Origin of the sequence: Ruminococcus champanellensis 18P13 = JCM 17042, from assembly GCF_000210095.1 — a bacterium.
Taxonomy (GTDB): Bacteria; Bacillota; Clostridia; order Oscillospirales; family Ruminococcaceae; genus Ruminococcus_F; species Ruminococcus_F champanellensis.
In genome coordinates this window covers 2,169,685-2,182,742 of the sequence record NC_021039.1, presented here as the reverse complement: position 1 = coordinate 2,182,742, position 13,058 = coordinate 2,169,685, and the positions used below count along the sequence as shown (strand labels likewise).

Here is a 13,058-nt window from a genome sequence, read left to right as displayed (position 1 = left end):
TCGGCGTGCTACAATAAAATAGCTTGATAATAAATCAGATAAAATGAAGTATGGGAGAGATTTTTTTGAGTGATTCAAGCAGAGGGACCTGGGCGTCCCGATCCACATTCATCCTTGCCGCAATCGGATCTGCGGTAGGTCTTGGCAATGCATGGCGCTTTCCGGGTCTGTGCGCAAAGCATGGCGGCGGTGCGTTCATGCTGGTGTATCTGGCGGCAATGCTGGTGATCGGCATTCCCCTTCTGACCATGGAGATCGCCATCGGCAGAAAGGTACGAGGCGGCGCACCCAAGGCGATGCACAGCATCAAGAAAAAATTTGAGCCAATCGGCTGGGCTGCAACCGCAAATGCATTCGTGATCGAAATTTACTACGCCGTGGTATTTGGCTGGGTTATTTTGATGACCGTATGTTCTTACAAGTTCGCAAATCTCACCGGGGATTCCACGGCTGCTTCCGGTGTGTGGGCTGACCTATTGAAAACCACCTGGGATACCTCCGGTTATGGTACCATCTCCTGGCCGGTGCTGATTTGCCTGCTGGTGGCATGGATCGTGATTTATTTGTGTATCCGGGACGGCGCCAACAGTGTGGGCAAGGTGGTCAAGTACACCGTGTTCCTGCCGGTTGCCTGCCTGTTGATTATGGCGATCAAGGGCTTGACGATGCCCGGGGCTATGGAAGGCCTGAAGGTGATGTTTGTGCCGGATCTGGCTGAACTTGCCAGTGCGGACCTGTGGATCGATGCGGTCGGTCAGGTATTCTACTCTCTGTCCATTATGATGGCGATTATGTTTGCCTACGGCTCCTTCCTGCAGGATGATGCGAATGTGGCAGTGGACGGTGTGATCATTGCGTTTGCCGATCTTTCCATCAGCGTGCTGTCCGGTATCGTGCTGTTTACCACCATGTATGGCACGGGCATGACTGTAGACGACATGTCCGCATCCGGTATTGCCACTGCATTTTTGATTTATCCCTCCGCCATTGTACATCTGACCGGCTCCGGCGTGGTCAATGCGATTTTTGCGGCAGTGTTCTACTTCTGTCTGTGCACCTTGGCGATCGATTCCGCATTCTCCATTGTGGAGGGCGTTTCCACTGCAATTTCCGATAAGTTCCACATTGCAAAGCGTAAGACAACCGTCTGGGTCTGCATCATTTCCGCAGCATTTTCCCTGTTCTTTGTGACCGGCGCAGGCGTGGCTTGGCTGGATATCGTGGACAACTGGTGCAACAGCTACAACCTGATTCTGGTAGGTTTTCTGGAGGCAATCGCCATTGGCTGGTGCTTCAAGCTGCGCAAGGTGCTGGATGAGATCAACCGGAACACCAAACGGTTCAAGATGCCTGCGTGGTGGTTCTGCACCTCTATCAAGTTTTGTGCGCCCATTCTGTTGGGAGGATTCTTCCTGTGGAATGTAATCACCCTGTTCACCAAGAACAATGGTATCTACGGCGGCTATTCTCTGGCATCCAACATCATCGGCGGTTGGGCAATTACCATTCTGGTATTCCTCAGCGGCTTCATTGTAAAAATCATTGAGAAGAAGATGCACCTGAAGGAAGAGGATCACACAAAGATCTGGGAAGAGTAAGATCATAAAATAAAACCGGCATGCGCATACCGCATGCCGGTTTTTGTGTAGCATCATATATGCTGCAAAGGATATAGAAACAGCCGATGCTTTTGCATCGGCTGTTTTGCATATCGTCAAAACGATCTTACTTCATTGCCTCTTCTACAGCAACTGCGCAAGCAACGGTAGCACCAACCATCGGGTTGTTACCCATACCGATCAGACCCATCATCTCAACGTGAGCCGGAACGGAGGAGGAACCAGCGAACTGTGCGTCAGAATGCATACGACCCATGGTATCGGTCATACCGTAGGAAGCCGGACCTGCTGCCATGTTGTCCGGGTGGAGGGTACGGCCGGTACCGCCGCCGGATGCAACGGAGAAATACTTCTTGCCCTGCTCAACACATTCCTTCTTGTAGGTACCTGCAACCGGATGCTGGAACCGGGTCGGGTTGGTGGAGTTACCGGTAATGGAAACGTCAACGCCCTCTTTCCACATGATCGCAACGCCCTCTGTTACATCGTTTGCGCCGTAGCAGTTTACCTTTGCACGGGGGTTGTCAGCATTCTTGGAGTAGCACTTGCGGAATACTTCCTTTACCTTGCCGGTGTAGTAATCCATTTCGGTTTCAACGTAAGTAAAGCCATTGATTCTTGCAATGATCTGTGCAGCATCCTTGCCCAGGCCGTTCAGGATAACCCGCAGGGGTTCCTTCCGAACCTTGTTTGCCTTTTCAGCAATACCGATTGCGCCTTCAGCAGCGGCAAAGGACTCGTGACCAGCCAGGAAGCAGAAGCACTTGGTCTCTTCCTCCAGCAGCATCTTGCCCAGGTTGCCGTGACCCAGACCAACCTTACGCTGGTCAGCTACGGAGCCGGGGATGCAGAATGCCTGCAGACCTTCACCGATTGCAGCAGCAGCGTCAGCAGCTCTGGTGCAGCCCTTCTTGATTGCGATTGCGCAGCCTACAGTGTAAGCCCACTTTGCATTCTCGAAGCAGATGGGCTGAATGCTCTCAACCAGCTTGTAAATGTCAAGACCCTTAGCCTTGGTGATTTCAGCAGCCTCTTCGATGGAGTGAATGTCATACTGTGCGAGAACAGCAAGAATCTGCTTTTCTCTTCTCTCATAAGATTCAAATAAAGCCATTGTAGTTTTCCTCCTCTTATTGCTTTCTGGGATCGATGATCTTTACAGCGTCTGCAACACGGCCGTACTGACCCTGTGCCTTTTCGTATGCTGTGTTTGCGTCATCGCCTGCCTTGATGAAGTCCATCATCTTACCGAAGTTAACGAACTTGTAGCCGATGATCTCGTCATCCTCATTCAGAGCAATGCCGGTTACGTAACCGTCAGTCATCTCCAGGTAACGGGGGCCCTTTTCCAGTGTACCGTACATGGTACCAACCTGAGAACGGAGACCCTTGCCAAGATCCTCAAGTCCTGCGCCGATTACCAGACCGTCCTCAGAGAATGCACTCTGGGATCTGCCGTATACGATCTGCAGGAACAGCTCTCTCATTGCAGTGTTGATTGCGTCGCAAACCAGGTCGGTGTTCAGTGCTTCCAGAATGGTTCTGCCGGGGAGGATTTCAGCAGCCATTGCAGCAGAATGGGTCATACCAGAACATCCGATGGTCTCAACCAATGCTTCCTGGATCACACCGCCCTTAACGTTCAGTGTGAGCTTGCAGGTACCCTGCTGCGGTGCGCACCAGCCGATGCCGTGTGTGAAACCGGAAATATCAGTGATTTCCTTTGCCTTCACCCACTTTGCTTCTTCCGGGATCGGGGCTGCGCCGTGAGCAACGCCTTGCTTTACAGGGCACATTGTTTCAACTTCATGAGAATAATTCATATCCTTAACTCCTTTCGATATAAGATGAGATTCACCTTATACATCATATGGTATCATTATACCGCATTTTTTCGACAGAATCAAGCCCCTTTTTTGAATTCCTGAACCTTTTTTATCAGACCGCATAAAAAAGGTATTTCCGGACAGACTAAAGGCGATGCTACTGATGAATTTACGATGGGAGGAATCCTTGTGAATAAACAAAAATGTGCCGTGATCGGGTGCGGCTTTGTAGGGGCATCCATTGCCTTTTCTCTGATACAGGAGGAGATGTTCTCGGAGTTGGTGCTGATCGACATCAATCAGACCAAGGCGGAGGGGGAAGCGATGGATCTGAGCCATGGCCTGCCCTTTGTACACCCTATGAAGATCTACGCCGGCACCTATGCGGATCTGGCAGACTGCTTTCTGATTATCATCACAGCCGGTGCCGGACAGCGGCCCGGTGAAACCAGATTGGAACTGGTTCGCAAAAATGTGGAGATCTTCCGGGATATGATCCCCCAAATCACTGCGGTTACGCAGGATGCCCGTTTGCTGATCGTATCCAACCCGGTGGACGTGATGACCTATGCGGCGTGGAAGCTGTCCGGTTACCCGCCGGAGCATGTGATCGGCTCCGGTACGGTGCTGGATACGGCACGGCTGAAATACCTGCTTGGGGCGCATCTGGGGGTGGACAGCCGCAGCGTGCATGCCTTTATCATCGGGGAGCACGGAGACAGCGAGCTGGCTGTATGGAGCAGCGCCAACATCTCCGGGGTGGATCTGGACAGCTTCTGCGATATCTGCGGTGCATGCGACGGAGAAACGCTCCACAGGCTGTACGAGGACGTGCGCACCAGCGCCTATAAGGTCATTGAGAAAAAAGGCGCCACCTATTATGCCATTGCTCTGGCAGTGACCCGGATCGCCCGTGCCATCGTCCGGGAGGAGCATTCTGTGCTGCCGGTTTCCGCTTATGTAAACGGTCATTACGGGGTATCGGACGTGTATTTCGGCGTTCCCTCCATTGTGGGGGCGGAGGGCGTTGAAAAGGTACTGGATATCCCTCTGGACGGCAGCGAACAGCAGCAGCTGGAGCATTCGGTACAGACTCTGAAGGATGTAATTGCCGGGCTGGATTTATAAGGAAACACTGCACAAACCCTATGCGATACTGCCGAAGGTTCGGCTTGCAAACCCTCCTGATTTGTGATACACTAGAAAAGCAAATGTATATCACAAATTGGGAGGGTTGCTTTTGAAGCGGCAAACCTGCATACGGCTGCTGAGCTGTGTACTGCTGTCCAGTCTTCTGATGACTGTCTGTTCCATGGCATCGCCCCTGTTTCCTCTGCACACGGGGGTGGATCAGAACTGCTTTCTGACGGTGGGAAAAGCCATGCTGTCCGGAACAGTCCCCTACCGGGATCTGTATGAGCAAAAGGGCCCCCTGCTGTATGGTCTGCATGCCCTGGCTGCATGGATGGACAGCAATGGCTTTTTCGGAGTCTATTTGCTAGAGATTCTGAACCTGACCTGGGTGCTCTGGCTGTACTGTAAGATCGCAGGGCTGTTTCTGCCGGAGCGTCTGCAATTTCCGGCGGCGGCATTATCCGGCTTTGTGACCGTCACAGCTTATTGCTTCAGCCGGGGGGACAATGCAGAGGAATTCTGTCTGCCTCTGGTGCTGTACGGTCTGTATGCTATGCTGCGCTGCACCGAGTCCGGTACACTCCCCTGCCGCCGGACACATATTCTTTGCGGTGTGCTGGCTGGCATGATTCTTTGGATCAAGTTCACCATGCTGGGGTTTTACATTGCCTGGGTGCTGTTCTTTTTTGTGCAGACCATCCGACAGGGACAGCCTGGCCGGGCATTTGCCCATTGTTTTCTGTTCCTGAGCGGCATGGCTCTGACCATGCTGCCATGGCTGGCGTATTTTGCATACCACCACGCACTGTATGACTTTTTTTATGTATACTTCTACTCCAACATTTTTCTATATTCCCGTTCTGCTTCTCTGATTCTGCGCATCGGCGGAATCCTGGTGCAGGATGTGTTCCACAATTTCTGTATGACTGCCCTGTGCATAGGTGGTGTGCTGTATTTTGTCTTGAAAAAAGACAGCTGCAAGCAGACCGCCACCCGGATCGCCATTGCCGCAACCTATGCAGGGTTGTACTTTTTTGTATTTGCAGGAGGTGTCCGGTATCGGTATTACCTGCTGATTATGGCAGGGTACTGCCTGTTCGGCATCATTCCCCTGCTGCGGTTGTGGGCTGGTATGGGTCAGAAACGGTGGAAAACGTGCATGAAGCTGGCGTTTCCGGTGCTGTATCTGTTGGCGCTGTACCCTGCCAGCAACTGTCGGTATTATCTTGGCAAGCCTGAGTCCTACTACCCCCAGATCCAGTTTGCACAGCTGATGGAGCAAACGAAGCGACAGGATGAAATCACGCTGCTGAATTACTGTTTCCTGGATGGCGGTTTTTATCTGGAGTCCGGCGCTTTGCTGCCGGATACCCGGTTTTTCTGCCGGCTCAATATCCCAAAGGATCAACTGCCCGAGATGTACCAGGAGCAGGACAGGATCGTACAGGAGGGTGCTGTGGAGTTCGTGGTGGTACGATATCGCATGCGGGAACACCTTTGGCGCAAAGAACCGTGCGCAGCTTTGACTGAGCTGTATACCTTGATCGGTACGGCGGAGGAAGCCCACGATGGATACCGGTATGAGCTGTATCAGCTGCGTGAAGGCAGCATTGCATAATGACAGTGTTACAAGGAAAAGGAAAACGGTGCAGCCCTTGCGGACTGTACCGTTTTCTGGTTTATGAGTAGCGCCGAAGCTCCAGGGGGAGGCTTTACTTGGTTGCTTTGAAAATGGAACGTACATAGTTGTACATATGGGGACGAATGGTCTTTTAGCCGGGATCATCTGCCGGTTCGGTGAGTACAGCAGGCGCAGGCTTTGTTACAGGTGTTTCTGTGAATTCCTTTGCAGACAGCTTGATGAAATTCTGCAGCTGTGTGATATCGTCCTTTTCTAATTTTTCATCCTTATCCACATCAGCAGCATCGAAAGAACGGGTATCGGTGAATCCGTTTGCCATGCCGCGCTTTGCCAGAATCAGGTCAAAACCGTTGATGACGCCGTCCAGGTTCACATCGCCCTTGACGATTTTTTCCTGGGGAACGGCAAATACAATGTAGTTTGCAGAATTGCCGCTGCCTCCGTTGGTTCCCAGTGCCACAACATCGCCCTTCTTTACGTTCAGCTTGTAGAGCATCAGGGTAACGTCATTGGAAGTGGTCACGCTGCATCCTGCAAATGTCCATGCCTTCAGCCATTCCGGCATGTTTTCAACCACTCTGGTGTCCACAGCTGTATAGATGGTTGCATCTGCACCGGCCGTAAACTTGCCAAGATCGTTTGTGCTCAGCTTGGAATCGCATGCTGTGCGGATCGCTTCAGCATTCACCAGATTCTTGGGCATGGAAGTGATAGTAAGATCCCGGTCACCGTAGAGTACGGAGCCAACCTTTGCGTCATAATAGATGGACCAGTCGGCAGCATTCTCCTTGTCGAATACGGTAAGCTCCTGAATGATCTTGCCGTTGATGGGATCCGGATCCTCGACTGTTCCGGTGCCGAAATCCCCCTTGACTGTAAAGCAGTCCAAATACAGGGAGCCATCCAGTGCTGCATTGGATTTCAGCTCGACCTGGTTGTCCCCTGCCTTCAGATCAATGGATTGGGTCACAGTTTTCCAATCGCTGTAGCTGCTGCCCTTGGGCATGGACAGGGTCTTAACCTTGCTGCCGTTTACATATAGGTCTACGTTGTTGATGTCGGAGGTTGCGGAATACCGCAGTGTCAGGTCAAATTTTCCTGCTTTGGTGGTAGAAACAGTGTCCCGAACGGCTGCATTATTCTTTGCGCCGTACTTCAGGAAGCCCTGTCCCCAAAAGCCGGTTACACCACTGCCGCAGCCGTTTGCTACGTTGCCTTCTACATTCTGTGTGTCGAAGAATTCACCCTCATACTGACGAACGCCGGTGTAGAAGGAAGGATATGCAGGCGCTTTTACGCTGGACTCCTTGGGATTGGAAAGTCTTCCGGTCTCATTGCCCTTGCACTGAATGCTGATCTCTACCGGACCGTTGTGCTTTACAGTTAAGGTGTATGTACCGTTTGCATAGCTTTCGCTGATCTGGGATGCAGTCTGGTTTCTGCCCGTATCCTTTGCGGAATAGCTGGGCTTTGCTGCACAGCCGGAAATCTTGAAGGTATCGGTTCTCAGGGTAGTCTGTGCCTTTTCGTCAAAGTTGTTTGCGTAAATGTCAATCCGGTCACTGTACTCCTTGATCAGGGCGTTGCCGTATTGGTTGAAGTTAACGTCCAGATTCTTGCAGGTGTTGTACTTTAGAGAAAGAACCGCACCGCAGTTGCTGCCATCCTTATTGGAGTTGTAGGTAACCCATGTGTTCTCATACCTGCCTGCGTAGCAATTGCCGTAGTAGTCGGATGCGAACAGCTTGTTGAACTCATCCTGCTTTGCGGAAATGGAGCTCCACCGGGACGGGATGGAGGACTGCTTGATCTGCACCTGGAAGCTCTTTGCCACGCTGTCCCGCAGGGCATAAACTGTGGGGATTGTGGGATATCGTCCTGTACTCTTATATGGATTGTAATTTTTATCCAGATTCCCGTCTCCGGACATGCGATACAGCCCCTCAAACAGAGTAGGATAGGTGCTGTATTTGTTGTGATTATCCCCGGTCGTGTTATCCTGAATCACAACCACCTTGGTTCGCTCGATGACTTCCTGCCGGGTGGGAATCCGGATGGTTCCATCTACCAGCTTGCGAAAGAAGCCTAGGGTATCGTTCACATATTGATCTTTGGTGTCCCAACTGCGGCAACTGTAGTCGCCATCCTTTATGCCGCCCCATTTTTCTGCGAAGTCATCCGCCCACACAAGCTCGGGTCCATCGATGATCGTAGCACCATTCAGTGCCATGCGCTCCATGTGAATAGGCAGGCCGGTGATTTGTCGGTATTGTTCCTTGGTTACATCTCCGCTGCCTGACCAGGTGGAATCAGACCAACCGGTTTCATCATACCGAACGCCGTAGTTGCCGCAATAGCCGGACAGGTATGCTCCCAGCACTTCGCTTTCCACATCCTCACTGAAGCCAAGTTGGGTGTACTTTTCTTCCAATTGCAAATTGGCAGAATACTGCTCACAGGCACTGCGCCATTCGGGGCAGCGTTTCAGCATTGCCACTGGATTCAGTGCAGCGCTCCAGTAATTGGCACACCAGTTGATGTTCAGATAGCCGCCGTACTTGTTGCACAGCTTCAGCAGCTTTGCAAAATGCTGATACCGCTGAATGGGGGTTACCGGGAAGTCCTGAGACTCAAAGCCCCAGAACTGCTCGCTGTAGTTGAAGCCGATGAAGTTGGGGTAATCCCGGAAAAATTCTGCATAGATGGTGTTTTCATAATCATCATCGGCGTGGGGAACGAACTGGCTCTTGTTGGGGTAATTTACAATGTTTCCGGAAGAGTCGTAATCCGGCAGATGACACTGACCGCCGCTTGCAGGCTGTACCATACACCATACACCTTCGTCTGCGCAGGTTTTCAGCCAGGACTTGGCACATTCATACCCGTCCTGCACCATCAGCCACTTGTGATCCGTAGAGCTCCAATTGATGGACAGCGAAATGTTGAACACTACATAGGGCTTGATATCCTCCGGAATCAAAGCAATGATTTTTGCCGGATCTGCGTAATTCCAGGTGTCGATGTGCACGATCAGCATGGGCTGATCCGGGGAGCAGGGTCTGCGCATGACGCTGTTTGCCGCCTCTGCGGTCATTGTGGAGACCTGAAACTGATTGCCAAGGAATGAGAGAGAGGAACCGTCGTTGCCGGCTGTGCCCTTCGGCGAAGCATAGGCAAAGGAACTTGTGAGCAATGCCGCAGATAGCAATGCAGCACAGATTTTTTTAAGTTTCATCTAATGCACCTCCATTTTTTCTTTTCTTTATTATAGAAAATTCACAGGAGGTCGTCAACGCACAAAACGATGATTAGGTGGACAAAACGATGTTTTTTTCTTGACTGTGAATTGGGACAGTGATATAATGATAACAGACGTTCACATCCGTCCACTTTGGGAGGAAGCAGCCTATGAGCAAGTCCAACAGATACATAATTGGCGTGATCGCATCCCAGCTCAGCGATATAGAGCAGTCCGAACTGCTTTCCGGTATGCTCCGGCAGGCACAGGAACGAAACATCGACCTGTTGTTTCTTTCAAATATTTATAATCCCAATGACCCGGCAAACACCATTGAACGGGAAAATGACATCTACGATCTGATCCTTTCGGATGCCTTTGACGGCCTGATCCTATTTTCAGAAACAATACTGAACACATCCCAGCAAAAACTGATTGTAGAACATCTGTCTCACATGGCGCATGTACCATTGATCGCTTTGGGCACACCGCAACCTGGCTTTGTTCTGGAGCATTTTCAGTTTCTCAATACCAGTGACGCACTGGATTTTGAACGGATTACAGATCATCTGATCGAAAAACATGGATTTACGAATATGGAAATGCTGACCGGGTTTGACTTTATTGAAGCGTCTCACCAACGGGTTGCCGGATACCGGGCGTCCCTGGAGCGTCATGGACTCACCTACGATCCGGATAAAGTGCATTTCGGTGATTTCTGGATGAATTCCGGTGCAGAGCTTGCTGAATCCTACATCAAAAAAGACAGACCCTTTCCCCAGGCAGTGCTCTGCGGAAACGATTACATGGCTTACGGTATGCTGGACACTTTTGCAAAAAACGGAATCTGTGTGCCGGATCGCATTACGATCACAGGCTATGAGTACATTCAGGAGCGTATATACCATTACCCGATTCTGACCACCTATCAGCGCAATCGGGCGCAGTTGGGGGCGGAGGCGATCCGACTGATGCAGCAACAGCTGGACGGGCATCCGGGGACGGATTTTACCCCTCCTCCGGGCAGACTGATTCCTGGAGATTCCTGTCAATGCGGTCTGGATCCGGCACAGCTGCTTGCCGAACAGGAGCGGATCAGTCTGAAGCGCACGGATGACTTTCTAAACCTGTTCGGACAGCTGGAATTTGAATTGACCGAGTGTCGTACTATCCCGGATCTGTTACAGGTTTGTCGAAAGTATCGGTATATGCTTCGACATGCAGAGGAGGTTTATCTGTGCCTGTATGAGGACTGGTACAACGACCGGGCAGTGTCGGAAACTGTGACATGCTACAGCCTTCTGGCTCAGGAAGAGCCATTTACGATACAAAAACATGATTTGGAACGATTTTGCAGCGGTTCGGCTGCCGCATACAGCTTCAGCCCCTTGTTTTTTCTGCAAAGATCCCTGGGCTATGCGGTAATGAAGTTTCATACGCCGGAAGCCAACACCCCATTGTACCGGCACTGGCTGAAAGCAGTCAGCAACGGTCTGGAGTTTTTGCGGTTGAAAAATGATATTCAGTATCTGACTCAGTGCTGCAATCTGTCGGAATCGGTGGATAACATGACTGATATGTACAGCAAGCGTGGGTTTCACTCTGCTTTTGATGCAGCTGTTGAAACGTTCGATGCCCGAAAAGTCCATCTTGTGGTGCTGCGTGTCTGCTTGTTTGACGAAAGCTATGCCACCGAAGGCTCCAGGCAGAAGATTCAGGCGCTCCTGGCAGCATCTGACGCAGTCAAGTGCTTCTGTGCCGGCTCCCGGCTGTATGGCAGAGTCGAGGAAAACACGTTTGCCTGTGTGGTGCGTGCAGATACCGCTGACAGCCGTCTTCTTGCAGATTTGCTGGGTGCAATCCTGCTGCGGGCAGTCGGATACACCCGGTGTTACGGCACCGATTCTTTCGTATGTACTGCGCAGCTTTGTACGCCGAATTCAACTTATCAGACGGAAATGCCAAAGGCGCTGCAGGAGCTGGATCAGCTGACCAGAATCAGTGCTGCCCGGCGGACTTGTTCCCACTACCGGGAGATGCTTGCGCTGCGAAATCAGTTCTATCTGACCCCGGAGGTGTTTTTTGAAACCGACAGCACAGGACTCCCCTGTTCCTACAGTTCCGGGCACCTGCGAACGATCTATAAAGCCTGCTTTGGCGTCAACCCCCATCAGGACTGCATCAAAGGCAGGATCCTGCTTGCCCGGTATCTGCTTTTTACCACCCAGGACAGCATACAGCAGATTGCCCAGCAATGCGGCTATCGGGACAGTAAGTATTTCCTGCGTCAGTTCCGGCTGCATACGGGCATGACCCCGGTGGAATACCGCAGGGCATGCTCTTTGACGGACACATAAAAAAGACCGCAGCTTGTCCGGCTGCGGTCTTTCTGTATTGATTGAATCGGAACTTATGCCATCTGTGCGTTTTCCAGCTTTTTCTGATGCATCTTTTCCAGCAGCAGTGCGATCTTCTGGTGAGGATCGATGACGGTGCTGATGGATACATCGTGGTTGATGGCTGCGATGAAGTATGCAATATACTTGGATACGTCAACCTCGTGGAACCAGGGACGAGCCAGAAGCTCCGGACTGCGATAGGTCAGATTGGTGCCAAACACACCGTCAATATACCCATCCTGATACGCCTTGTCAAACTTTTCAAGTCCGTCGGTAAACAGACCATAGGTTGCGTAAGCAAAGATCCGGCGTGCCTTTTTGTCCTTCAGGGCATATGCCAGATCCAGCATGGACTCGCCGGAGGAAATGATATCGTCTGCGATAAACACATCCAGCCCCTCTACGGAGTTGCCCAGATACTCATGTGCCACGATGGGGTTTCTGCCGTTGACGATCCTGGAGTAATCCCGGCGCTTGTAGAACATACCCATGTTGACACCCAGAACGGAAGCGTAGTACATATTCCGGTTCAGCGCACCCTCGTCCGGGCTGATAACCATAAACTTGTCCGGCGCAATGTCAAAGTCCGGAATACACTTGAACATAGCCTTGAGCACCTGGTAAGAGGGCATTACGTTGTCAAAGCCCATCAGCGGTACTGCATTGTGTACCCGAGGATCGTGTGCATCAAAGGTGATGATATTGGAAACGCCCATGGATTCCAGTTCCTGCAGTGCGCATGCACAGTCCAGGGATTCACGGAAGTTGCGACGATGCTGTCTGCCGCCGTAGAGGATCGGCATGATGACGTTGATCCGGTGTGCTTTGCCGGATGCAGCCTGGATGATGCGCTTGAGATCCTGGTAGTGATCGTCCGGGGACATGGAATTTTCCCTGCCGAACATCTTGTACTTGCAGTTGTAATTTCCCACGTCTACCAGAATGAACAGATCCTTGCCCCGGACGGTGGACTTGATCAGACCCTTGCCGTCTCCGGAAGCAAAACGGGGGCACTCGGAACCGATGAGGAATCCATCCGGATTCTCCTCCTCGTTTACGAGCCAGCGCATCAGGTACCCGTTGATCTTGTCACCAAGCTCCGTTGCGCTTTCTGTGGCGATCAGCCCCAGGGGTGCTACGCCTTTCTGTGAATCGAACAAAACCTCATTTGCTCCAGCTGTCATGCTTGCACGCTCCTTC

The 13,058-nt window shown here is 51.5% G+C and carries 8 protein-coding genes; 4 read left to right on the top strand and 4 right to left on the bottom strand.

The genetic code is table 11. From position 1 onward, the window contains the following. Positions 1-65 precede the first annotated feature (65 nt). Entirely contained in the window at positions 66-1,598 is a 1,533-nt protein-coding gene (locus RUM_RS10000; RefSeq protein ID WP_049775545.1) for a sodium-dependent transporter, read from the top strand. 127 nt (positions 1,599-1,725) lie between these two features. On the opposite strand, the gene RUM_RS09995 is transcribed toward RUM_RS10000, so the two are convergent. After that, positions 1,726-2,733, bottom strand: coding sequence for a GGGtGRT protein (locus RUM_RS09995; RefSeq protein WP_015558990.1), 1,008 nt, complete (start codon positions 2,731-2,733; stop codon positions 1,726-1,728). A gap of 16 nt (positions 2,734-2,749) precedes the next feature. Further along, complete coding sequence (locus RUM_RS09990) at positions 2,750-3,442, bottom strand: iron-sulfur cluster assembly scaffold protein (protein WP_015558989.1); 693 nt, start codon at positions 3,440-3,442, stop codon at positions 2,750-2,752. Between the two features lie 177 nt (positions 3,443-3,619). On the opposite strand from RUM_RS09990, the gene RUM_RS09985 reads away from it, so the two are divergent. Next, positions 3,620-4,573, top strand: a complete 954-nt coding sequence (locus RUM_RS09985) for an L-lactate dehydrogenase (RefSeq protein WP_041326406.1) — start codon at positions 3,620-3,622, stop codon at positions 4,571-4,573. 112 nt (positions 4,574-4,685) lie between these two features. Beyond that, positions 4,686-6,197 (top strand): hypothetical protein, encoded by a 1,512-nt coding sequence (locus RUM_RS09980; RefSeq protein WP_041326405.1) that lies wholly within the window; start codon positions 4,686-4,688, stop codon positions 6,195-6,197. A 154-nt stretch (positions 6,198-6,351) separates the two neighbouring features. On the opposite strand, the gene RUM_RS09975 is transcribed toward RUM_RS09980, so the two are convergent. After that, on the bottom strand, positions 6,352-9,456 hold the full coding sequence (locus tag RUM_RS09975) for a glycoside hydrolase family 98 domain-containing protein (RefSeq protein ID WP_015558988.1): 3,105 nt from the start codon (positions 9,454-9,456) through the stop codon (positions 6,352-6,354). Positions 9,457-9,629: 173 nt separating this feature from the next. On the opposite strand from RUM_RS09975, the gene RUM_RS09970 reads away from it, so the two are divergent. Continuing rightward, positions 9,630-11,816 carry a substrate-binding domain-containing protein gene (locus RUM_RS09970; protein WP_015558987.1) on the top strand — a complete coding sequence of 729 codons (2,187 nt, stop codon included), beginning with the start codon at positions 9,630-9,632 and terminating at the stop codon, positions 11,814-11,816. 53 nt (positions 11,817-11,869) lie between these two features. On the opposite strand, the gene RUM_RS09965 is transcribed toward RUM_RS09970, so the two are convergent. Further along, the gene (locus tag RUM_RS09965) at positions 11,870-13,042 is read right to left on the bottom strand and encodes a ribose-phosphate pyrophosphokinase (RefSeq protein WP_015558986.1); all 1,173 of its coding nucleotides are present in this window, start codon (positions 13,040-13,042) and stop codon (positions 11,870-11,872) included. Positions 13,043-13,058: the final 16 nt, after the last annotated feature.